This window comes from Microvirga arvi (assembly GCF_016892765.1).
In the GTDB taxonomy this organism is placed as follows: domain Bacteria; phylum Pseudomonadota; class Alphaproteobacteria; order Rhizobiales; family Beijerinckiaceae; genus Microvirga; species Microvirga arvi.
On the sequence record NZ_JAFEMD010000011.1, the window covers coordinates 37,802 to 58,559 of the forward strand.

At 64.1% G+C, this 20,758-nt stretch carries 23 protein-coding genes; 6 read left to right on the plus strand and 17 right to left on the minus strand.

Annotation, left to right across the window (positions count from 1 at the left end):
• Positions 1-6 precede the first annotated feature (6 nt).
• A complete protein-coding gene (locus ILT44_RS08920; protein ID WP_204239232.1) occupies positions 7-420 on the minus strand; it encodes a hypothetical protein in 414 nt (137 codons plus the stop codon).
• Between the two features lie 318 nt (positions 421-738).
• Here ILT44_RS08920 and ILT44_RS08925 point away from each other — a divergent pair, with 318 nt between their 5' ends.
• On the plus strand, positions 739-1,668 hold the full coding sequence (locus ILT44_RS08925) for a ring-cleaving dioxygenase (RefSeq protein WP_204239233.1): 930 nt from the start codon (positions 739-741) through the stop codon (positions 1,666-1,668).
• A gap of 142 nt (positions 1,669-1,810) precedes the next feature.
• Positions 1,811-2,428: an alpha/beta hydrolase gene (locus ILT44_RS08930; protein ID WP_204239234.1), complete on the plus strand. Its 618-nt coding sequence runs from the start codon at positions 1,811-1,813 to the stop codon at positions 2,426-2,428.
• A 132-nt stretch (positions 2,429-2,560) separates the two neighbouring features.
• Here ILT44_RS08930 and ILT44_RS08935 read toward each other — a convergent pair whose 3' ends face one another.
• Entirely contained in the window at positions 2,561-3,643 is a 1,083-nt protein-coding gene (locus ILT44_RS08935; protein WP_204239235.1) for a PLP-dependent cysteine synthase family protein, read from the minus strand.
• A 2-nt stretch (positions 3,644-3,645) separates the two neighbouring features.
• Positions 3,646-5,178 (minus strand): acyl-CoA carboxylase subunit beta, encoded by a 1,533-nt coding sequence (locus ILT44_RS08940; protein ID WP_204239236.1) that lies wholly within the window; start codon positions 5,176-5,178, stop codon positions 3,646-3,648.
• Positions 5,179-5,330: 152 nt separating this feature from the next.
• Between ILT44_RS08940 and ILT44_RS08945 the strand changes: the two genes are divergently transcribed.
• A complete protein-coding gene (locus ILT44_RS08945; protein WP_204239237.1) occupies positions 5,331-5,708 on the plus strand; it encodes a hypothetical protein in 378 nt (125 codons plus the stop codon).
• Between the two features lie 52 nt (positions 5,709-5,760).
• On the opposite strand, the gene ILT44_RS08950 is transcribed toward ILT44_RS08945, so the two are convergent.
• The 3 genes from ILT44_RS08950 to ILT44_RS08960 form a co-directional block, all read right to left on the minus strand.
• Positions 5,761-6,498 carry an ATP12 family chaperone protein gene (locus ILT44_RS08950; protein ID WP_204239238.1) on the minus strand — a complete coding sequence of 246 codons (738 nt, stop codon included), beginning with the start codon at positions 6,496-6,498 and terminating at the stop codon, positions 5,761-5,763.
• 66 nt (positions 6,499-6,564) lie between these two features.
• Positions 6,565-7,242 (minus strand): HAD-IA family hydrolase, encoded by a 678-nt coding sequence (locus ILT44_RS08955; RefSeq protein WP_204239239.1) that lies wholly within the window; start codon positions 7,240-7,242, stop codon positions 6,565-6,567.
• Between the two features lie 174 nt (positions 7,243-7,416).
• A complete protein-coding gene (locus ILT44_RS08960) occupies positions 7,417-7,854 on the minus strand; it encodes an Lrp/AsnC family transcriptional regulator (protein ID WP_204239240.1) in 438 nt (145 codons plus the stop codon).
• A 123-nt stretch (positions 7,855-7,977) separates the two neighbouring features.
• On the opposite strand from ILT44_RS08960, the gene rocF reads away from it, so the two are divergent.
• Together rocF and ocd are read left to right on the plus strand one after the other, a co-directional pair.
• Complete coding sequence (rocF, locus tag ILT44_RS08965; RefSeq protein WP_204239241.1) at positions 7,978-8,928, plus strand: arginase; 951 nt, start codon at positions 7,978-7,980, stop codon at positions 8,926-8,928.
• 3 nt (positions 8,929-8,931) lie between these two features.
• Positions 8,932-9,987, plus strand: coding sequence for an ornithine cyclodeaminase (ocd, locus tag ILT44_RS08970; RefSeq protein WP_204239242.1), 1,056 nt, complete (start codon positions 8,932-8,934; stop codon positions 9,985-9,987).
• A 98-nt stretch (positions 9,988-10,085) separates the two neighbouring features.
• Here the strand turns inward: ocd and ILT44_RS31420 are convergent, their stop codons facing one another.
• The 3 genes from ILT44_RS31420 to ILT44_RS08980 all read right to left on the minus strand — a co-directional run bounded on the left by ILT44_RS31420 (position 10,086) and on the right by ILT44_RS08980 (position 12,502).
• Positions 10,086-10,211, minus strand: a complete 126-nt coding sequence (locus ILT44_RS31420; RefSeq protein ID WP_255549696.1) for a hypothetical protein — start codon at positions 10,209-10,211, stop codon at positions 10,086-10,088.
• A gap of 128 nt (positions 10,212-10,339) precedes the next feature.
• Positions 10,340-12,112, minus strand: a complete 1,773-nt coding sequence (gene ftsH, locus ILT44_RS08975) for an ATP-dependent zinc metalloprotease FtsH (RefSeq protein WP_204239243.1) — start codon at positions 12,110-12,112, stop codon at positions 10,340-10,342.
• Between the two features lie 114 nt (positions 12,113-12,226).
• Complete coding sequence (locus ILT44_RS08980) at positions 12,227-12,502, minus strand: GNAT family N-acetyltransferase (protein WP_204239244.1); 276 nt, start codon at positions 12,500-12,502, stop codon at positions 12,227-12,229.
• A gap of 144 nt (positions 12,503-12,646) precedes the next feature.
• Between ILT44_RS08980 and ILT44_RS08985 the strand changes: the two genes are divergently transcribed.
• Complete coding sequence (locus ILT44_RS08985; protein ID WP_204239245.1) at positions 12,647-13,114, plus strand: 5' nucleotidase, NT5C type; 468 nt, start codon at positions 12,647-12,649, stop codon at positions 13,112-13,114.
• Between the two features lie 12 nt (positions 13,115-13,126).
• On the opposite strand, the gene ILT44_RS08990 is transcribed toward ILT44_RS08985, so the two are convergent.
• The 8 genes from ILT44_RS08990 to ILT44_RS09025 all read right to left on the minus strand — a co-directional run bounded on the left by ILT44_RS08990 (position 13,127) and on the right by ILT44_RS09025 (position 20,702).
• On the minus strand, positions 13,127-13,717 hold the full coding sequence (locus ILT44_RS08990) for a GNAT family N-acetyltransferase (protein ID WP_204239246.1): 591 nt from the start codon (positions 13,715-13,717) through the stop codon (positions 13,127-13,129).
• Between the two features lie 117 nt (positions 13,718-13,834).
• Positions 13,835-14,296 carry a hypothetical protein gene (locus ILT44_RS08995; RefSeq protein ID WP_204239247.1) on the minus strand — a complete coding sequence of 154 codons (462 nt, stop codon included), beginning with the start codon at positions 14,294-14,296 and terminating at the stop codon, positions 13,835-13,837.
• A 191-nt stretch (positions 14,297-14,487) separates the two neighbouring features.
• Positions 14,488-15,747, minus strand: a complete 1,260-nt coding sequence (locus ILT44_RS09000) for an RluA family pseudouridine synthase (RefSeq protein ID WP_204239248.1) — start codon at positions 15,745-15,747, stop codon at positions 14,488-14,490.
• Positions 15,748-15,789: 42 nt separating this feature from the next.
• The gene (gene crcB / locus ILT44_RS09005; protein ID WP_204239249.1) at positions 15,790-16,176 is read right to left on the minus strand and encodes a fluoride efflux transporter CrcB; all 387 of its coding nucleotides are present in this window, start codon (positions 16,174-16,176) and stop codon (positions 15,790-15,792) included.
• Between the two features lie 3 nt (positions 16,177-16,179).
• The gene (locus ILT44_RS09010; protein WP_204239250.1) at positions 16,180-17,502 is read right to left on the minus strand and encodes a replication-associated recombination protein A; all 1,323 of its coding nucleotides are present in this window, start codon (positions 17,500-17,502) and stop codon (positions 16,180-16,182) included.
• Positions 17,503-17,564: 62 nt separating this feature from the next.
• Positions 17,565-18,971, minus strand: a complete 1,407-nt coding sequence (locus tag ILT44_RS09015) for a Do family serine endopeptidase (RefSeq protein WP_204239251.1) — start codon at positions 18,969-18,971, stop codon at positions 17,565-17,567.
• 162 nt (positions 18,972-19,133) lie between these two features.
• Positions 19,134-19,556, minus strand: coding sequence for a 50S ribosomal protein L17 (gene rplQ, locus ILT44_RS09020; RefSeq protein ID WP_204239252.1), 423 nt, complete (start codon positions 19,554-19,556; stop codon positions 19,134-19,136).
• 123 nt (positions 19,557-19,679) lie between these two features.
• Complete coding sequence (locus ILT44_RS09025) at positions 19,680-20,702, minus strand: DNA-directed RNA polymerase subunit alpha (RefSeq protein WP_372441145.1); 1,023 nt, start codon at positions 20,700-20,702, stop codon at positions 19,680-19,682.
• Positions 20,703-20,758: the final 56 nt, after the last annotated feature.

A 20,758-nucleotide genomic window follows, 5' to 3' on the forward strand; every position in this document is an offset into this window, starting at 1 on the left:
TTGCCCTCAGGCGGCGATCTGGGAGAGCCTCGCCTGCTGGCGGCCCCGCATGATGAAGTCGAGCAGCGCCACGTCCACATGGCCTGCCTCGTCGAGCATCGCATAAGCGATGTTCATGGCGTTCGGCGACGGTCCGCCGATCTCCAGCAAGGTCGCCAGCCAAAACGCATCGTCGTTGCTGACCGCTCCGTGAGGCGCCCGGCTCCAGACCACGTAATCGACGATAAGCTTGGTCAAGGCTGCTCCCCAGTTCTCGGCGGCGGTCACGACTCGGTCGAGCGCCAGCAGGGATTCGACCTCAAGGCGGCTCGTGATGCCGTCTCGCAGGATCTCGCCCTGCAGCATCTCCACGTCGTTGTCCGAGACATGATGGGTGTCGGAAATCCTGTCGATGAAATCGCGAAGTTGATCCTTCATCATTCGCTTGACTCCCCCCGGCTCTTCTTTCGTGGGTGCCGGTTGATCTCTTGTGCCGGATGACATTCACACGGACGGCAGGGCTAAACCGTTAATGCGCCATGCTGAATCACCGTTGAGGTTAAGCGTTGTTGAGAGTCTTTGGTTGCCGGAATCTTGCCGGCTCGGATTTCCCAACCATTGCGCGTACTTGCCGGTGAGCCGCCGCTGAGCTTTGCAATCCCGCAAGGTCGCCCTTTCCGCACTTCACCGGTCTTCGGTGGTACTTATTTCCCGGACAACGCAGCGCAAACCCGCGCCTGCCCGTTAAGGAACTCTCCCATGCGGCACCACGGCATTCATCACGTCACCGCCATCGCAGGCCCCGCCCGCCGCAACCTCGATTTCTACACCCGCGTGCTCGGCCTGCGTCTCGTCAAGAAGACCGTCAACTTCGACGATCCCGGCACCTACCACCTCTATTTCGGCGACAGCCTCGGCCAGCCCGGCTCGATCCTGACCTTCTTCCCCTGGGAGCACGTGGCGCCCGGACGCAACGGCGTCGGCTCGACCCAGGAGACGGCCTTCCGGGTGCCCGAGGGAGCCTTTGGCTTCTGGATGCACCGCTTCATCGAGCAGGGCGTCGAGCACGGCAGCGTGGAGAAGCGTTTCGGACAGAGCGTGCTGACCTTCAAGGACCCGCACGGCACGAGCCTTTCGCTCGTGGGCATTCCGAACGCCGAGGCTGAGGCCGCCTGGGCAGCGGACGGCATCCCGGCGGAGCACGCGATCCGCGGCCTGGAGGGCGTCATGCTCCTCGTCGAGAACGGCGAGAGGACCGGCGCGATCCTGACCGACGTGTTCGGCTTTCGAGAGACCGCCCGCGAGGGCTCCCTCGTGCGCTACAAGACCGATGCCCTGATGGGCGGCACGGTCGACATCCGCTCTGCGGGAGGCTTCCTGCCGGGTCGGATGGGCGGCGGATCCGTGCATCACGTCGCCTTCCGCGCCAAGGACGACGCCGATCAGGAGGAGATGGTGAGAAAGCTCGCCGAAAATCACGGCTTGCAGACCACGGAGCAGAAGGATCGCAACTACTTCCGCTCGGTCTATTTCCGCGAGCCTGGCGGTATCCTGTTCGAGATCGCCACCGACGAGCCAGGCTTTGCCGCCGACGAGCCTCAGGATCGCCTGGGCGCCGAACTGAAGCTCCCGGCTTTCCTGGAGCCGCGCCGGGGTGACATCGAAGCCCATCTGCCTGAACTGGCGTAAATCAGTCCTCTCCCCTCTGCGGGAGAGGACGGCGAACGTCAGTGAGCCAGGAGAGGGGCAGTCCGATTGAGTTCGCCCCCTCTCCCACCCTGCTGCGCAGGGCACCCTCTCCCGCTTCGGGGAGAGGAGAAAGAGAAAAAACATGACTGAGCTGTCCTTCATCCACCGCTTTGAGCCCGCCACGGATCCATCCCGTCCGCCTCTCCTGCTGCTGCACGGCACAGGCGGCGACGAGAACGACCTTCTGGGTCTCGGCCGCACGATCTCCCCCGGCTCCGCCCTGCTCTCCCCGCGTGGCAAGATCCTGGAGAACGGCATGCCCCGCTTCTTCCGCCGCCTAGCCGAGGGCGTGTTCGACGAGGAGGACGTGAAGTTCCGCGCCAATGAGCTTGCGGATTTCGTGGCCGAGGCGCGCAAGGCCTATAAGCTCGAAGCACCCATCGCGGTCGGCTTCTCCAACGGCGCCAACATCGCCGCCGCCATGCTCATGCTGCGTCCCGAGGCGCTTTCAGGCGCAGCGCTGCTGCGGGCGATGGTCCCGCTGTCGAGCGCGCCTCAGGCGGATCTTGCAGGCAAGCGGGTGCTGATGATCTCAGGCGCCATGGATCCGATTATTCCAGCGGAGAATGGGAACCGCTTGGCCGCATCGCTATCCGCAGCCGGCGCCGAGGTTCGGCACGAGACACTGCCGACAGGCCACAACCTGTCACAGACGGATTTGCAGCTGCTGGTGAAGTGGTTTGGTAAAAGCGGCCAGTAAGCGCTTTTCAAACACAAAACCTCATCCTGAGGAGGTCGCGTGAGCGACTGTCTCGAAGGAGGTTCCAGAGGGCACTGGAACCTCCTTCGAGATACAGACTGCGTCTGCTCCTCAGGATGAGGACAGAGACTGCTAGTTGCCGAATTGAAGTTCGCCAGTCTCAAAGAACCGGTCCATCGCCTCTTCGGCCGGCTTGATGTCGATCCCGCGAGAGGCAAGCCAGGCATCGTCGAAATGCGTGCTGCGGTAGCGCTCGCCGGAATCGCAGAGCAGCGTCACAACGGAGCCCTTTTCGCCGTTCTTCACCATCTCGCCGACAATCTGCGCCACGGCCCAGAGATTGGTGCCTGTAGAACCGCCGCAGGAGCGGCCGATACGGCGCGACAGAACCCGCGCGGCGGCGATGCTCGCCGCATCCGGCACCGCATAGGCACGGTCGATGAGTTCCGGCACGAAGGACGGCTCACAGCGCGGACGCCCGATGCCCTCGATCACCGAGGGCGGCCCTGAGACGGTGCAAACTTCCCGGTCCGCCAGATGTCGGTGGAACACGGATGCCTCCGGGTCGGCGAGGCACAGCCTCGTCGGCAGGCGGCGGTAGCGGATATAGCGCCCCAGCGTCGCGGAAGTGCCGCCGGTCCCTGCCCCCACCACGATCCAGGTAGGAATAGGGTGCTCCTCGTGGCCCATCTGGCTGAAGATGGATTCGGCGATGTTGTTGTTGCCGCGCCAGTCCGTCGCCCGCTCGGCATAGGTGAACTGGTCCATGTAATGGCCGCCGAGTTCCTCCGCGAGCCGCGCGCTCTCCGCATACATCTCGGTGGGTGAGTCCACGAAATGGCTCTCACCGCCATAAAAGGCGATCTGCGCGATCTTTTCGGAGGAGGTCGAGCGCGGCATCACGGCGATGAAACGCAGGCCCAGCATCCGGGCGAAATAGGCCTCCGATACAGCGGTGGACCCGCTCGATGCCTCGATGATCGTCGTCTCCGGCCCGATCCAGCCGTTGCACAGTCCATAGAGGAACAGCGACCGCGCCAGCCGGTGCTTCAGGCTTCCCGAGGGATGGGTCGATTCATCCTTGAGGTAGAGCGCGACACCCGGAACCGCCGGCAGCGGCACGCGCAGGAGATGCGTATCCGACGAGCGGTTGAAATCCGCCTCGATGATCTGGATGGCGGTGGAGACCCAGGTGCGGTCGCAAGGAACTGACATGATCACAACGGAATATTATCGTGCTTCTTCCAGGGCCGCTCGGTCTCCTTGTGGCGCAGCATCGCTAACGCACGCGCAATCCGCCGCCTTGTCGAATGCGGCATGATCACTTCGTCGATGTAGCCCCGCTCCGCCGCAACGAAGGGCGACATGAAACGGTCCTCGTATTCCTTGGTGCGCGCCGCGATCTTGTCCGCGTCGCCGATGTCGCCTCGGAAGATGATTTCCACTGCGCCCTTGGCGCCCATCACGGCGATCTGCGCAGTGGGCCAAGCGTAGTTGATGTCACCGCCGATGTGTTTTGACGCCATCACGTCATAGGCGCCGCCGAAGGCTTTTCGTGTGATCACCGTCACCAGCGGCACGGTCGCTTCGGAATAGGCGAAGAGCAGCTTGGCGCCGTGCTTGATGAGGCCGCCATATTCCTGCGCCGTGCCCGGCAGGAAGCCCGGCACGTCCTCGAAGGTGACGATCGGGATGTTGAACGCATCGCAGAAACGCACGAAGCGCGCGGCCTTGCGGGAAGCATCGGAATCGAGCACGCCCGCCAGCACCATTGGCTGGTTGGCGACGAAGCCGACCGTGCGGCCCTCGATGCGGCCGAAGCCGGTGATGATGTTTTTCGCGTAAGCTTCCTGGATCTCGAAGAAGTCGCCTTCGTCCACGACCTTCAGGATCAGCTCCTTCATGTCGTAGGGCTTGTTCGGATTGTCCGGGATCAGCGTATCGAGGCTCTCGTCCGGGCGGTTCGGATCGTCGAAGCTCGGGATCTCCGGCACACCGTCCATGTTGTTGGCCGGCAGGAAGTCGATGAGACGGCGCACCTGCAAGAGCGCCTCCACATCGTTGTCATAGGCGCCGTCCGCTACCGACGACTTGGTGGTGTGGACCTTGGCGCCGCCGAGCTCTTCGGAAGTCACGGTCTCGTTGGTGACGGTCTTCACCACATCGGGACCGGTAACGAACATATAGGAGCGATCGCGCACCATGAAGATAAAGTCGGTCATGGCGGGCGAATAGACGTCGCCGCCGGCGCAGGGGCCCATGATGACGGAGATCTGCGGGATGACGCCCGACGCGATCACGTTTCGCTTGAACACCTCGCCATAGCCGCCGAGGGCCGCCACGCCCTCCTGGATGCGGGCGCCGCCGGCATCGAACAGGCCAACGATGGGCGCGCGCATCTTGAGCGCCATGTCCTGGATCTTGGTGATCTTCTGGGCGTGGGCCTCGGAGAGGGAGCCGCCGAAGACCGTAAAGTCCTTGGCGAAGACGAAGACCGTTCGGCCATTGACGGTGCCCCAGCCGGTGACCACGCCGTCGCCGGGGATCTTGGCCTTGTCCATGCCGAAATCGGTGGACCGGTGCTCGACGAACATGTCGAACTCCTCGAAGGAGCTCTTGTCGAGCAGCAGCTCGATGCGCTCGCGGGCGGTCAGCTTGCCGCGGGCGTGCTGCGCCTCGATGCGCTTCTCGCCGCCGCCGAGGCGGGCCTGCGCGCGCCGCTCCTCAAGCCGTTCGAGCATGTCTTTCATGGGTGGACCCTGACTCCGGGAAAATGATCCCCCCGCTTAGCACAGCCGTGCCTGTGTCAAAATCCCACTATGGATGTGTGCTCCACAGCACTTCACAGACCGGCGGGAGCGGGTTAGGAAAGCCTCATTGTTACGTTACAACGGGGCTGAACATGAAGAAGACCACCCAGTTTACCGCTTTGGCCATGTCCCTGTCGCTTCTGGCGGCCGGCTGCGCCAGCCGCTCGGAGGATGTCGCGGCGTCCTACGTCTCGCCGACGATGTACAGCAGCTACGGCTGCCGGGAACTGAACGCTGAGGCTCAACGCGTTAGCGCTGCGGCAGCGGCCGCCTCGGGCGCACAGGACTCGCAGCGCACGAAGGACGCAGTCGCCACGACGGCCGCCCTCGTCGTCTTCTGGCCGGCGGCCTTCTTCGTCAGCGGCAATAATGCCCAGACGGCCGAGCTTGCCCGCCTGAAGGGCCAGATGCAGGCCATCGAGGGAGCCTCGATCCAGAAGAAGTGCGGGATCAGCTTCCAGCGCGCCTGACGCTGCTGACCTGAACCTTTGAAGCCGCCGGCGCCTATCGCGCCGGCGGCTTTTATGATGGGGTGGCGAACTGGAAGACCAGGGAGGCTGCCCTGAAGTCCGCCTCGCGCCGGCGGCGGCGTTCCATAGCCTCGTAATCCTCGCCCCAGACGCTTTCCTGATAAAGCTCGTCCACATGCGCGGCTGCCCAAGCCTGATCGACATCGAGGCGTCCTGCGGCATGAGCAAGCGCGATTAGCACCGAGCCCGAGAGCGTGGTCATCACATGCAGGGCTGCGAGGGCGAAAGGCGATTCGATCCGCTCGATGGCTCGACGGATGGCAGTGATCGCCTCCTCCGGCTGCGCCACATGCATCACGCCTTCGCCGAGGGTAAAGCGGGCGCCGTGGGCGTCTCTCACCCAGTCGAGAACAGGGCTCCAGGCCGCATCCTGTGAACGGGCCAGCCGCTCGGGCTCGCCGGCCCGGTAATAGACCAGGTCCGAACCGGCATAGCGCACGAGATCATCGACCACCTCCGCCTGACGCGGGGCGACCCCGTCGATGGCGGAATTGACGATGCGGGTGACCGGCATGGTCGAGGGATCGATCTCGCCCCCCTGCCCCTGCCACTCCTCCGCCAGGGCCTCAGCAAGCTCTCGGGACGGCACGGCCAGGGCCTGCTTGCTCGGGGTCTTTGCCGTCCGCCCGTCCAGAGTGAGGTGGAACAGGCCAGCCCGTTCCTCAACCCCAGCCTCCTTGTAGAAGCGTTTCGGCAGGGTGGGCTTCATGCCCGCTTGGGCCGCCCGCATGGGGTTCGGTTCCTCGTCTGAAGGGAACCAGTCGCGTGAGTCTGTCATGGGCGTCAAAATAGGCGTTCAGGCCGATCTCTGCGAGGGACGATCCAGAAATTCCTGTAGGGTACCCTCGAGTTCCGCATAGGAGTTCACGATAAGCCCGGCGCCTGCCTCGATCAGAGCCGACACGGGCTGGAAGCCCCAGGAGACGCCGATCGCCAGCACCCCGGCGGCACGGGCCATGGCCATGTCGAAGCTCGAATCGCCGACCATGACGGTCTCGTGGGGAGCAACTCCCGTCTCCCGCATGGCCTGGAGAATCATGGCCGGATGCGGCTTGGACGGTGCGTCATCCGCAGTCTGGATCGAGGCGAAGACGCCGTGCCAGCCGAAGTTGTCGAGGATGCGCGCCACTCCGCGTTGGGAGTTGCCGGTGGCGACCCCAAGCAGCACGTCCTCGCGGCGGTGCAGCGTCTCGATACACTCCGCCGCTCCCGGGAAGAGCGGTTCGGCATGCGCCGGGTCCCGGCGCAAGGTGACGGAGACATCCTTGTAAGTCGCGACAAGGTTCGCGATGGGTGCTTTCGGGCCGGCCAGAGCCACAAAGGCCTCCGCCAGCGAGAGCCCCACGATGGAGAGCGCCCGCTCCCGGCTCGGCGGCTCCAAGCCATGGGCCGCGAAGGTCGTCTGCTGGGCTGCAACGATGATGCTCTGGCTGTCGACGAGAGTGCCGTCGACATCGAAAAGAACGAGCTTCATCGGAGCCCCCCACACTTGAGTTGAATGATCTGTGCAGTACGGATCGTGTGCAGCCGACTGACTGCAGCGATGCTTTCTTATGGCAGCCATAAGACCGATCGAACCGCCTGCAAAGCCGATTCCGCATGGGCTCATGAGGTTCGTCGCATCACTGCCTGGAGATCGAGGGAGTTCCTACAGCTTGGCATGAGTGCTGCGTGGGGTCGCCAGCAGGAGATTGGTTTCCGAAGCGATGACGCCCGCGATCAACCGGACGCGCCGCAGGATGGCATCGAAGTCGGAGAGGCTGCTCGCGCCGAGTTCGACGATGAGGTCCCATTTGCCGTTCGTCGTATGGATGGCACTCACCTCCGGGAAGCCGCCAAGCATGTCGACAACCCGGTCGCCTGCCCTGCCCTCCACCTCGATCAGCATGACTCCGCGCACCGGCAGTGCGACGGCATCGGCCCGCAGGATCACCGTATAGCCGACGATGTCTCCGGAGCGTTCCAGGCGCTCCATCCGCGACCGGACCGTCGCGCGGGACACACCGAGCTCGAGGGCAAGATCCGAGATGCTACGCCGCCCGTTATGCCGCAAGAGTGTGATCAGGCGCCGATCAAGATCATCCATGGAGTACTATATTGCTAAGTGTAGATTACCAATATGCTCGACCAACCTGGCCTATCTGTCAAATTAGATTGTTCATTGCGCCAGCACCCAGCGTTAGCTTGACGGTCATTCAAGGAGAAATGAATGGCCCCGACCACATGCATCGTTCTGGGCGCCCCCGTGCAGGAGGGCGCCGGCCGGCTCGGCTGCGACATGGGCCCCAGCGCCTTCCGCACGGCTGGACTTGTCACGGAGCTGCGCAATCTCGGCTATCCGGTCGAGGACCGGGGCAATATCGCGCCAGCACCTGTCCGCGAGTTGCGGCACCCGAACGGCGCTATCAAGGCCCTGCCGGAAACGGTGGCATGGACCGAGGCTATTACCGACGCTGCCTATCGGGCGAGCGGGGATGGCATGCCGATCTTCATTGGCGGCGATCACAGCCTCTCGGCCGGTTCCATGACGGGACTGGCGCGCCGGGCCGCCCAGCAGGGCCGCGAGTTCTTTGTCCTGTGGCTCGACTCGCACCCGGATTTCCACACCCTCCAGACGACGACCAGCGGCAACCTCCATGGCGTGCCCATGGCCTATGCGACAGGCCACAAGGGCTTCGAGGGTTTTTTCCCGGCAGTTGCCAATCCGATCAACCCGCAGAATGTCTGCATGATCGGCATCCGCAGCGTCGATCCGGCGGAGCGGGCTGCCCTTTCTACGGCCGGTGTGACGGTTCACGACATGCGTGCCATTGACGAGAATGGTGTCGCACCTCTTCTCGACGCTTTCCTCAAGCGCGTGGCAGCCGCGGACGGCATTCTCCACGTGAGCCTGGATGTGGATTTCCTCGATCCGGGCATTGCCCCCGGCGTCGGCACGACCGTTCCCGGCGGCGCCACCTTCCGCGAGGCTCACCTCATCATGGAGATACTTCACGACAGCGGCTTGGTGAGAAGTATCGATCTGGTGGAGCTCAATCCATTCCTCGACGAGCGCGGCCGCACGGCCCTGCTGATGGTCGACCTCGTTTCGAGCCTCATGGGCCGGCGCGTTCTCGACCGTCCGACTCAGAGCTACAGCCAGACACCGAAACCGAATTGAGCCATGACCCTTAAACTGAACGTCGTACCCTTCGTCAGCGTGGACCACATGATGAGGCTCGTTCTCGCCATCGGCGTGGAGCGCTTCCTGCTGGAACTCGCGGACTGCATCGAAGCCGACTTCCGGCGGTGGGAATCGTTCGACAAGACCCCGCGGGTCGCCTCGCACAGCCGTGAGGGCGTGATCGAGCTCATGCCGACCAGCGACGGCGAGGTCTATGGCTTCAAATACGTGAATGGCCACCCCAAAAACACCCGCGAAGGACGCCAGACCGTGACTGCGTTCGGCGTGCTGGCGGATGTGGGCACCGGCTATCCCGTGCTCCTGACCGAAATGACTATCCTCACGGCCCTGCGCACCGCCGCAACATCGGCCGTGGCGGCCAAGCATCTTGCTCCGAGGGGTGCGCGCTCCATGGCCATCATCGGCAATGGCGCGCAGGCCGAGTTCCAAGCCATCGCCTTCAAGGCCATCCTCGGCGTCGACACCCTGAGGCTCTATGACATCGACCGGTCAGCCAGCGCGAAATGTGTGCGCAATCTCGCCGGAATGGGATTTAGCATCGCCGTCTGCAGCTCCATCGAGGAGGCGATGGAAGGCGTCCAGATCGTCACGACGGTGACGGCCGACAAGCAGAACGCAACGATCCTGACCGACAACATGGTCGGCTCAGGGCTTCACATCAACGCAGTCGGCGGCGACTGCCCCGGCAAGACCGAGCTGCATGCCGACATCCTGAAGCGGTCCGACATCTTCGTGGAATATCCGCCGCAAACCCGCATCGAAGGCGAGATTCAGCAGCTGCCGCCGGACCACCCGGTCAAGGAATTGTGGCGTGTGATCGCGGGCCTGGAGCCCGGCCGCACCGGCGAACGGCAAATCACCCTTTTCGACTCCGTGGGCTTCGCCATCGAGGACTTCTCGGCCCTGCGCTATGTGAGGGGCCAGATCGAGCGGACGGGCTTCTACGAGGAACTCGATCTCCTGGCAGATCCCGACGAGCCCCGGGACCTCTTCGGCATGCTGCTGCGCGCGGCAGCCACGCCGACGGCGGCCTGAGTCCCGTAGAGCATATTTCGGCGAAGTGGATCCGGTTCGCCGTCACAATATGCAGCAAGTCAAACAAGAGAGATGATTCCAGGTCAGTGGAAACAGCTCTAGCCCTGCGGCTTGGCCTCGTGACAGAACTGCGGCGTGTTGATGTTCCAGTTTCCGCACTTGTCGCAGGCCGTAGCCATAAGGCCTAGCCCGATGATCAAGGCAGTTTGGATCACTCGTTTCATGTGAGGGTCCCCCTTTGCGGGGCACCTTATGGCAAAAATTGCGCCCCTGCCAGAACGGCCGAGTTCAAGCTTGGGAATATTCCGCCCACGCCGGTGAAGAAGCAAAGCCCGTGAGAACCGGCGGCCGGTCAGGCCGCCAGTCTGGTCCTCTGCTTGAGGACGATCCGGCGGACTTCGTCACCCTCGATCGTCTCATGCTCCAGCAGCGCCTCGGTCAGGCCATCGAGCGCATCCCGGTTGTCCTCGATGCAGGCCTTAGCGGCATCGTACATCTCTTCGATGATGCGGCGGATCTCCTGCTCTACTTCGCGCGGAAGGCTGTCCCCGGAGCTGGTGACCCGGACCATGCCGATGGCCGGGCTCATGCCCCATTCCGTGACCATCCTCGTCACGATGTTGGTGGCATGGGCGATGTCGCTGGCGGCACCCGTCGTGACCTTCTTAGGGCCGAAGACGACCTCCTCGGCGGCACGACCGCCCATAGCCACGATAAGGTCGGCCTCGAGCTTTTCCACCGGGATGCAGAAACGGTCATGCTCCGGCAGCCGCATGACGAGGCCGAGCGCTTGGCCATGGGGGATGATGGTGGCGCTGTGCACTTGGTCGGAGGCCGGCAGCAGACATGCGCAGAGCGCGTGCCCTGCCTCATGCACTGCCACGAGCCTGCGTTCCTCGTCCGTGATCACGAGCGAGCGGCGCTCGAGGCCCATGATGATCTTGTTGCGGGCGGCCTCCAGATGGTCGCGGGTCACCTCCCCGACGCCCTCACGTGCCGCAAAGATCGCGGCCTCGTTGAGGAGGTTGCCGAGATCGGCCCCCGAGAAGCCGGGCGTGCCCTTGGCGATGGAGGCAAGGCTGACGCCATGGGCGAGCTTCACGTTGCGGGCATGAACGTTGAGGATCGCCTCGCGGCCGGAGATGTCGGGCAGCCCGATATGGACCTGCCGGTCGAAGCGGCCAGGGCGCAGGAGCGCCGGATCGAGCACGTCCACGCGGTTCGTGGCACCGATGACGATCACGCCAGCCGTGGTGTTGAATCCGTCCATCTCGACAAGGAGCTGGTTGAGAGTGGACTCGAACTCGCGATCAGCGGCCGATCCGCCGCCGCCGCGCTTGCGGCCGATGGCATCGATCTCGTCGATGAAGATCAGGCACGGAGCCTTCTTGCGGGCCTGCTCGAAGAGCTTGGACACGCGGCCCTTGGCGATGCCGATCAGGGGTGCCGAGAAGTCGCTTCCCGACACGGCCATGAAGGAAACGCCGGCCTCGCCGGCAAGCGCCTTGGCGATCAGGGTCTTGCCCGTTCCCGGAGGCCCGACCATCAGCAGGCCGCGGGGAATGCGGGCGCCGATCCTGGTGAAGGCCTCGGAATCCTTCAGGAAGGCGATGACCTCCTGCAGTTCGCCTTTGGCTTCATCCTGACCAGCCACATCGTCGAAGCGGTTTGGGATGCTGCGCACCACCTTGGGCCAGCGCGAGGTGGGCTTGAAATCGGTCTGGATGGCCAGCATGAGGAGCACGGCGACCACCAGAATGATCGGCACGAAGATGCTCGCCATGTGGGCCGGGTCGAAGCCGGGCTTCCTGAAATCAACCTCGGCGCCGGAGGCGGTGACGCGCTCGATATAGTCGGCGCTCACGAGGCCATTGGGCATGCGGACGAAAACGTTACGGTCCGCCAAAGAGACGGAAAGGCCGCCACTCTCAATCAGAACCTTCTGGACCTTTTTCTGGGCGAGTTCCCGCGTGAACTCGGAATAGGTGATCTCGGCAGCCGGTTCGGAGAGATAACGGGGAGCCATGAACACGGCGGCCGCGATGACCAGTGCGAGAATTGCGGCCGAGACAGCGACGCTTTTCTTGGCCAGGAGCTGTCTTGCTTTTTCGAGAACGTTGGTCACCGGCGGCGCCCCCATAGCGCAGTTTGAATTTTTTGGAGAGCCGCTGTTTAGTCTATTTTGACGCAGATCGCAGTACGGCGAATGGGCACACCCGATAAACGGAGGGTGTGCCGCTCAATTCAGAAGGTCGCTGTACTCCTTGTGGCGGCGGATCCAGGCCCAGGCATAGCCGCACAGAGGGGTGATCTTCCGGCCCTCGGAACGGGCGATTTCCGCCACGCCCCGCATCAGCTCGCTGGCCGCTCCCGTGCCCCGCAGGGGAACGGCGGCCTCCACATGCCGGATCACGAGATCGGATCCGCGCCGCTCATAGGTCGCGAATGCGATCTGGCCGTTCCGCTCCAGCTCGAACCGATGGCGGTCCCCATTGTCCCGAACGTCACTGCTCATGTCTCAATCCACCTGACTGACGCTGCACAAAAGCAACGTGATCCGGCGGGCGGCGTTCCGCAAGCGGCCAAGCTTCCGGTTCCAAGGCAGGAACAATACGAAGCATGGTCGATTTCGAACGGGACGATCAGAGAGTCACAGACCATGCCGACCGTTTTCCTGGACTGCGATGGCGTTCTCGCCGATTTCGACAAAGGCGCTGCCCGGTTCTTCGGCATGCCGCTGGCCATATACGAGCGCCGATTCGGCCTGAAGCGGTTCTGGTCGGAACTCGCCGGCGCGAAGGACTTCTTCGACAGCCTGGAACCCCTCCCCGATGCGACGGAGCTGTTCGAGGCGGTCAGGCATCTCAACCCGGTGATCCTGACGGGCCTGCCGCGGGGCAACTGGGCCGAGCCGCAGAAGCGGCGCTGGGCGGAACGGCATTTTCCCGGCATCGAGGTGATTACCACCACGGCAGCTCTCAAGCGCGAACATTGCCGCCCGGGCGATGCCCTGATCGACGACCGGGACAAGTACCGCCATCTCTGGGAGGGAGCCGGCGGAATCTTCATCCATCATCAGAACGCATCCGCCTCGATCAGGCGGCTGGAGGAGTACGGGTTTATCTGAGCTCCGAGGGCATCAAGCCAAGGCCAGCCGTTGTTCGAGATTGGCCTTCACCTCAGGCCACTCGTCCCGGATGATGCTGTAAACGGCCGTATCGCGGATATGTCCGTCGGGCATGATCATGTGCTGGCGCAGGATGCCGTCGAGCCTGGCACCCAACCGCTCGATAGCTGCCCGGGACTGGTCGTTAAGGCGGTGGGTGCGCAATTCTACCGCATTGCAGCCCAGCACCTCGAAGGCGTGCCGCAGCATCAGAAACTTCGCATGGGTGTTGACGAAGGAACGCTGCCAGGATTTCGCGATCCAGGTGGTGCCGATCTCGACCCGGTGATTGGCGGCATCGATGTTCATGTAGCGGGTCGAGCCGACGACCCGGTTGCCGTCGTTGACGACGGTCGCGAAGGGCAGCGCTAGTCCCGCCTTCTGCAACTCCAGAGCCGTCTGCACATAAGCCTCGAAGCCTTCAGGCCGGGGCACCGTCGTGGTCCTCTTCTCCCAGAGTTCGCCGTCGCCGGCAGCCTCCCCCAGGGCCGGAACGTCGGAGAGGCTCAAGGGACGCAAGGTCAGACGGTCCGTCGAGAGGGACACGGGCTCGATGTGCAGCATGATAGAAGTGCCTTTTCGATCTGCCGCTTTGTCTCCGATTCAGAGCCAGCCTGCAACGGTCAAGGCACCATCAGGAGACGATTGGCCTCCTGATGTGATGATTGATCTCCCGGCCCGTCAGCTCAGAAGATAGACGAGGCCCGGCAGGCTGACCGCGAGGGCCGCCAGGGCCCAGGCACCGACAACCGATTGCCAGGTGACATCACCCGTCGCGTTCCGCAATCTCTGAGCGCAGGTCGAGGCCTCCATCGTGCGTCCGCTCAGGCACGAGCAAAGGGCATAATGGGCCTGACCGTCCGAGAGCGCGAAATAGCGCATGGCATCGCCGAGCCTGTCGCTGGCAAGACCATCCGCACGCAGGATGGGATCCTCGTAGGCGACGGTGAGCGGCGAGTTGTCCTCCCGGACGAGCGCCCGCTCGGCTGGCGGCTTGTACTCGATCTCACCGAGGGAGTTCAGGCTGCGTGTCGGATCGATCTCGAGCAGTGCGATCCAACGCTGGAGTCGTTCCTGCCGGGTCAAGGGCCGCGGCTGAACGTCGGCTACGCTACGGAGCTGATCAAGATGCTTGTGTTCCATCGATCTCCTCCTTGCCTAGGGCATCGGACCCGAAAGTGGGCATCACTTTTGGGATCCAACCGATGCCCAATGCGCGCATCTTTCGGTGCGCTGGGGCTCAGACAGCCGGATGGCTGAGTGAGACACTCAATGCTGCGCGCGATGCGCGGCGAAAGTGCGACAGGGAGGGAGATCGAAGGTGGTAGTGCGAGCTAGTCTTCAGGCGCCTCGACGATAGGGTCGTACTGGCTCGTATCCAGGCCCAGTAGGTTGAAGCTCTGCTGCATGTGGGGCGGCAGGGGCGCCGTCACGTCGATGGGCTTGCCCGTCCGTGGATGGGCGATGACGATGCGGCGTGCCAGAAGATGCAGCTTGTTCTGGATGCCGCCGGGCAGCTCCCAGTTCTCGATGTCGAAATACTTCGGGTCGCCGACGATGGGATGGCCGATATGCGCCGCATGCGCGCGCAGCTGGTGCGTGCGTCCGGTGACCGGTTTCAGCGAAAGCCAGGCGAGCTTCTGCGCCGCCGTGTCGATCACGGCGTAATAGGTCAGCGCATGGCTTGCCCCCTCGTCGCCATGCTGGGCCACCTTCATGCGCGCATCGCCCTCATCGCCTTCCTTGGCCAGATAGGTCGAGACCCGGCCCTGCCGGACCCGCGGTACGCCGGCGACGAGCGCCCAGTAGATCTTGCGCGTGGTGCGGGAGCGGAAGGACTTCGCCATGGTGGACGCCGCAAAGCGCGTCTTGGCGATGACGAGGCAGCCGGCCGTGTCCTTGTCGAGACGGTGCACGAGGCGTGGCTTCTGGCCATCCTCGCCGGTGAGGGATTCGAGCATCCCGTCCACATGACGCTTGGTGCCCGATCCGCCCTGGACGGCGAGCCCCATGGGCTTATTGATGATGAGGACGTCCTTGTCCTCGTAGAGCGTGATCGACTTCAGGAAATCGCGCTCGTCCTGGTCCTTGGCGGCGCTGCGGGCGACCGGGCGCTGCTGGTCGAGCTTCAGCGGCGGCACGCGCACCTTCTGGCCGGCCACAAGCCGCTCGTTGGGCTGCGCACGCTTGCCGTCGATGCGAAGCTCGCCTTTTCGGACGATGCGCTGGATATGCGTGAAGGCAAGCTGCGGGAACCGTGCAACAAGGAAGCGGTCGACGCGCATGTCGGCCTCGTCCGGCTCGACCACGAGGGTCTGCACGCCAGTCGCCAAAACCTCCTGGGCTTCGGCCTTGGCCTGAGCTCGGGTAGGTCCGCGCGGAGCCTCCGCCGCAGGCCGCGCCTGCTGGGGCCGCGCCGCCGGCTTCTCGCGCAGGGCCGAGGGCGCACGCGTCTTGGTCGCTACCGATTTCACGCCCCGCGGCTTCGCGGGAGCCGCCTTGCGCGCAGGCTTGTCGTCGCGCGAGCGAAAGCCCTGCCGTGAGCCCGAGCGCCCGCCGCGGGCGCCATTCTGTCCTGAACCGCTTTTTCTCATGATGCGTGGGTACCAGAGCGCCGCGCAGGCGGCAATCGAGGTTTAGACCGAGAGTGTGCGGATCAGCCCGAGACCGGCGATCAAACCGGTGATCGAGAGAAGAACCGAAGCGGCCACGTAAGCCGCAGCGAGACCCATTTGCCCGCGCTCCCAGATCAGCACCGCATCGAGGGAGAAGGCTGAGAAGGTGGTGAAACCTCCGAGGATCCCGGTGGTGAGGAAGAGCCGCAGGGACTGGCTCCACCCCTCGCCCGCCTTGAAGGCGAGCCAGCCAGCGATGGCGCCCATGAGGAAGGATCCGACGACGTTCACCGTCAGCGTTCCCCACGGAAACGCCGTTCCGCACACCCGGGCGCAGCCGACATTCACCCCATGGCGCAGAGCCCCACCGATGCCGGCACCGAGGAAGACGAGAACGGTGGCCTTCATCGGCTATTCCCTGCCATCCTTGCTCTGCCGTTCCCTGCGCAGTCTTTCCCACCAATCCAGCCGCTTGCGGATCTCGCGCTCGAAGCCGCGGTCCACCGGCTCGTAGAAGGATTGCCGCCCCAGCTTCTCGGGCCAGTAATCCTGCCCTGAGAAGGCATCCGGCTCGTCGTGGTCGTAGGCATAGCTTTCGCCGTAGCCGATCTGTTTCATGAGCTTGGTGGGAGCGTTCAGGATGGTTTTGGGCGGCATCAGGGAGCCGTGCTCCTTGGCCACCCGGGTCGCGGACTTGTAGGCCGTGTAGAGGGCGTTCGATTTCGGCGCCGTAGCGAGATAGACCGCCGCCTGCGCCAGCGCGAGTTCACCCTCCGGCGAGCCCAGGAAATCGAAGGCGTCCTTGGCCGCATTGGCGATGACGAGGGCCTGAGGATCGGCCATGCCGATATCCTCCACCGCCGCCCGCACCAGCCGGCGGGCGATGAAGAGCCGGTCCTCGCCTGCGTCGAGCATGCGGGTCAGGTAATAGAGCGCCGCGTCCGGATCGGAGCCGCGGATCGTCTTGTGCAGGGCGGAGATGAGGTTGTAGTGCCCCTCCTGCCCCTTGTCGTAGATCGGCGCCCGGCGCTGGATGATCTCCTGCAGCTGCTCCGCGTCGAAGGACTCGCCGGGCTTGGCCGACCGCCAGACCTCTTCGGCGAGCGTCAGCACCGCGCGACCGTCCCCATCGGCCATGCGCACGAGGGACGCCCTTGCCTCTTCATCCAGCGGCAGAGCCTTGCCCGTAATCTCCTCCGCCCGTTTCAGGATCCTCTGGATCGCCTCCTCGTCGAGCGACTTGAACAGGAGCACGCGGGCGCGGGAGAGAAGCGCTGCGTTCAGCTCGAAGGACGGGTTCTCGGTGGTCGCCCCCACCAGGGTGATAGTGCCGTCCTCCATGACGGGCAGGAAAGCGTCGAGCTGGGCGCGGTTGAAGCGGTGGATCTCGTCCACGAACAGCAGCGTGCCCGTGCCCGTGGACCGGCGATGCCGCGCCGCCTCGAAGACCTTTTTCAGATCGGCCACGCCGGAGAAGATCGCCGAGATCTGGTCGAAGTGCAGGTCCGTCTCATGGGCCATCAGACGCGCCACGGTCGTCTTGCCCGTGCCCGGAGGTCCCCAGAAGACCAGGGACCCCAAGGATTTCGATGCGATGAGTCGGGTCAGGATGCCGTCCGGTCCCACGAGATGGTCCTGGCCGACCACCTCGGAAAGCTTGGTCGGCCGCATCCTGTCCGCCAGCGGACGGGGCGCGTTCTGGTCGAGGCCGGCGGAGGAAAAGAGGTCGCTCATGATGTACTGGGACTCAAGATTTATCCCGTCATCCATAGCCGATCCGCACGCCGCCGTCGCGTTTAACGGCCGAGCACCGTCGTGAACGTCCGTCCCCCTCGGCTGATCGTGATCTCCCAGTAGCCGCCGTTCCGGTTGATCAAGCGATCGGCATCCCGCGTGTTCGTAATGCGCTCGCTGTTGATGGCGACAATCTGATCACCCTTCTCGAAGCCGACGCTGGAAGCAACGCTGCGCTCCTCCAGCTCGGCAACGATGACACCATCGTCGGCGAAATCGATCTGCAGCTCATCGGCCACGGCCGGCGACATGTTGATGAGGGTCGCGCCCGCAAACGGCGTTCGTCCCCGGGGACGAACCGGTTCCCGCGGCGGGGTCTCGGGCGGGGGCGTGAGCCTCACCTGGATCGTGCTCTGCTTCCCACTCCGCAGAACGGTCAGCGGAGTCTGACCCTGCGTCCCCTTGAGGGTGAAGCGGTAGCCGAAGGAATCCGGGTTGTCGACCGTCTGCCCGTCCACCGCCAGGATCGCATCGCCGCGCTTGAGACCCGCCTCGGCCGCAGGCCCCTTGTCATAGACGGCGGTCACCAGAACCCCGGACGGGCGCTCCAAGCCAAGACCGGATGCGATATCGCCATCGACAGGCTGCAGGCGGGCACCGAGCCAGGGCCGCACCACGTTCTTGGCGCCGCCCCTGGCGGAGTTCAGCACCACCCGGACCATGCTGGAGGGCACGGCGAAGCCGATGCCGATGCTGCCGCCCGAGCGCGAATAGATGGCCGTGTTGATGCCGACCACCCGCCCGTTCATGTCGATGAGGGCGCCTCCGGAATTGCCCGGATTGATGGCCGCATCCGTCTGGATGAAGAACTGGTAGTCGGAGATGCCGACCTGGGTCCTCGCCAGGGCCGAGACGATGCCCTGGGTCACGGTCCGCCCCACCCCGAACGGGTTGCCGATGGCGAGCACGATGTCGCCCACCTGAAGGGCCTCCGAGTCGCCGAGTTCGACGGCCTGGAGGTTGGTGGCGTCCTTGAGCTTGAGCACGGCGATGTCCGTGCGGGGATCGCGCAGGAGGATATCGGCCTCGAATTCCCGCCGGTCGGCCAGGGCCACCTTCACCTCGTTCATGTTCTCGATCACGTGGTTGTTGGTGATCACGAGACCCGACGGATCGACGATGACGCCCGAGCCCAGAGAGCTCTGGGACCGGCCGCGGGGAACGCCCGGCGCGTTGTCGCCGAAAAAGCGGCGGAAGTAGTCCTCGATGGCGGCATTCTGCCGGCGATCATTCCGCTTGGCGTAAACATTGGCGACGGCCCCTGCCGTCTGCCGGACGATAGGGGCAAAGGAGAGCTGAACCTGAGCCTTGCTCTCGGGCACGATCCGCTGGGTCTGGGCCGGCGCTCCGGCGATCCCAAGAGCCAGCGCGGCAGCGGTCATGGCAAGGCGAAGCAGCGAAAAGCGCATGACGACGAATCCCCCGATCAGCGATGCCCTTCGATAGAACGCAGGGCAAAAAATACCAAGCTCCAAGGAATATGGGGAGAGTGGATAGGGGGAGAGGCTACGCGCCAACAAAAAGGGCGGCCCAAGGACCGCCCTTTCATGTTCTGTTACGAGGCCGAAGGCTTACTCAGCGGCTTCGACGAGCTCGTCCTTCATGGTCGGGCCCGAATCCTGGCCGCGCGCATCGACGTCGCGGTCCACGAACTCGATCACGGCCAGCGGGGCGTTGTCGCCATAGCGGAAGCCGGCCTTGAGGACGCGGGTGTAGCCGCCGTTGCGGTCCTGGTAGCGCTTGCCCAGAACGTCGAAGAGCTTCTTGACCATGGCCTCGTCGCGCAGCTTCGACATGGCGAGGCGGCGGGCATGCATGTCACCGCGCTTGCCCATTGTGATCAGCTTCTCGACGACCGGACGCAGGTCCTTGGCCTTCGGAAGGGTAGTGACGATCTGCTCGTGCTTGATCAGCGCAGCCGCCATATTGGCGAACATGGCCTTGCGGTGTTCGGTCGTGCGGTTGAAGCGACGACCACGGAATCCGTGACGCATTGGCTTTCTCCTTAATCTTCCGGCCGCCGTGCCAAGGGACGGACCGTCTCTCTTTTGATACCGCCGTTATTCGGCGGGGCAGATGAAGGAGCCGCCTTCATCGCGAAGGCGGCTCCTACGAACTCAGTAGTGCTCTTCGAAGCGCTTGGCGAGATCCTCAATGTTCTCCGGCGGCCAGCCCGGCACGTCCATGCCGAGGTGCAGGCCCATGCCCGCCAGAACTTCCTTGATCTCGTTGAGCGACTTGCGGCCGAAGTTCGGGGTACGGAGCATCTCCGCCTCGGACTTCTGGATGAGGTCGCCGATATAGACGATGTTGTCGTTCTTCAGGCAGTTCGCCGAACGGACCGACAGCTCGAGCTCATCGACCTTCTTGAGGAGCGCCGGGTTGAACGGCAGCTGCGGCGCAGCGGCGGCAGCCTCTTCCTTGCGGGGCTCTTCGAAGTTGACGAAGACCTGGAGCTGGTCCTGCAGGATGCGGGCGGCATAGGCCACGGCATCCTCAGGGGTCACGGCCCCGTTGGTCTCAACCGTCATGATCAGCTTATCGTAATCGAGGATCTGGCCCTCGCGGGTGTTCTCGATACGATAGGAGACCTTCTTCACCGGGCTGTAGAGCGAGTCGACCGGGATGAGACCGATGGGGGCGTCCTCGGTCCGGTTGCGTTCGGAGGGAACGTAACCCTTGCCGGTGTCGACCGTGAACTCCATACGGATCTCGGCGCCCTCGTCGAGGGTGCAGAGCACGAGATCCGGGTTCAGGATCTGCACGTCGCCGACGGTGTTGATATCGCCAGCCGTCACGGCTCCAGGGCCGGTCTTGCGGAGCGTCATGCGCTTCGCGCCTTCGCTCTGCATCTTGATAGCGATCGTCTTCACGTTGAGGACGATGTCCGTCACATCCTCGCGGACGCCCGGGATGGAGGAGAACTCGTGCAGCACGCCGTCGATATGGACCGCCGTGACGGCGGCGCCCTGAAGCGACGACAGCAGGACCCGGCGCAGGGAATTGCCGAGCGTCGTGCCGAAGCCACGCTCGAGCGGCTCGGCCACCACCGTCGCGATGCGCTTCGGATCGTCGCCGGGGGAGACTTCGAGCTTGTTCGGCTTAATCAGCTCTTGCCAGTTCTTCTGGATCACAACCACACCTCATGAGGTACGGCTTGAAGGGAGGCTTTTGACCTGCCCTTTAAACCGGAACG

Bases quoted from the DNA above. Each gene is read 5' to 3' on its own strand.
- ILT44_RS08920 (WP_204239232.1), bottom strand. From the start codon at position 420: ATGATGAAGGATCAACTTCGCGATTTCATCGACAGGATTTCCGACACC.
- ILT44_RS08925 (WP_204239233.1), top strand. From the start codon at position 739: ATGCGGCACCACGGCATTCATCACGTCACCGCCATCGCAGGCCCCGCC.
- ILT44_RS08930 (WP_204239234.1), top strand. From the start codon at position 1,811: ATGACTGAGCTGTCCTTCATCCACCGCTTTGAGCCCGCCACGGATCCA.
- ILT44_RS08935 (WP_204239235.1), bottom strand. From the start codon at position 3,643: ATGTCAGTTCCTTGCGACCGCACCTGGGTCTCCACCGCCATCCAGATC.
- ILT44_RS08940 (WP_204239236.1), bottom strand. From the start codon at position 5,178: ATGAAAGACATGCTCGAACGGCTTGAGGAGCGGCGCGCGCAGGCCCGC.
- ILT44_RS08945 (WP_204239237.1), top strand. From the start codon at position 5,331: ATGAAGAAGACCACCCAGTTTACCGCTTTGGCCATGTCCCTGTCGCTT.
- ILT44_RS08950 (WP_204239238.1), bottom strand. From the start codon at position 6,498: ATGCGGGCGGCCCAAGCGGGCATGAAGCCCACCCTGCCGAAACGCTTC.
- ILT44_RS08955 (WP_204239239.1), bottom strand. From the start codon at position 7,242: ATGAAGCTCGTTCTTTTCGATGTCGACGGCACTCTCGTCGACAGCCAG.
- ILT44_RS08960 (WP_204239240.1), bottom strand. From the start codon at position 7,854: ATGGATGATCTTGATCGGCGCCTGATCACACTCTTGCGGCATAACGGG.
- rocF (WP_204239241.1), top strand. From the start codon at position 7,978: ATGGCCCCGACCACATGCATCGTTCTGGGCGCCCCCGTGCAGGAGGGC.
- ocd (WP_204239242.1), top strand. From the start codon at position 8,932: ATGACCCTTAAACTGAACGTCGTACCCTTCGTCAGCGTGGACCACATG.
- ILT44_RS31420 (WP_255549696.1), bottom strand. From the start codon at position 10,211: ATGAAACGAGTGATCCAAACTGCCTTGATCATCGGGCTAGGCCTTATG.
- ILT44_RS08980 (WP_204239244.1), bottom strand. From the start codon at position 12,502: ATGAGCAGTGACGTTCGGGACAATGGGGACCGCCATCGGTTCGAGCTG.
- ILT44_RS08985 (WP_204239245.1), top strand. From the start codon at position 12,647: ATGCCGACCGTTTTCCTGGACTGCGATGGCGTTCTCGCCGATTTCGAC.
- ILT44_RS08990 (WP_204239246.1), bottom strand. From the start codon at position 13,717: ATGCTGCACATCGAGCCCGTGTCCCTCTCGACGGACCGTCTGACCTTG.
- ILT44_RS08995 (WP_204239247.1), bottom strand. From the start codon at position 14,296: ATGGAACACAAGCATCTTGATCAGCTCCGTAGCGTAGCCGACGTTCAG.
- ILT44_RS09000 (WP_204239248.1), bottom strand. From the start codon at position 15,747: ATGAGAAAAAGCGGTTCAGGACAGAATGGCGCCCGCGGCGGGCGCTCG.
- crcB (WP_204239249.1), bottom strand. From the start codon at position 16,176: ATGAAGGCCACCGTTCTCGTCTTCCTCGGTGCCGGCATCGGTGGGGCT.
- ILT44_RS09010 (WP_204239250.1), bottom strand. From the start codon at position 17,502: ATGAGCGACCTCTTTTCCTCCGCCGGCCTCGACCAGAACGCGCCCCGT.
- ILT44_RS09015 (WP_204239251.1), bottom strand. From the start codon at position 18,971: ATGCGCTTTTCGCTGCTTCGCCTTGCCATGACCGCTGCCGCGCTGGCT.
- rplQ (WP_204239252.1), bottom strand. From the start codon at position 19,556: ATGCGTCACGGATTCCGTGGTCGTCGCTTCAACCGCACGACCGAACAC.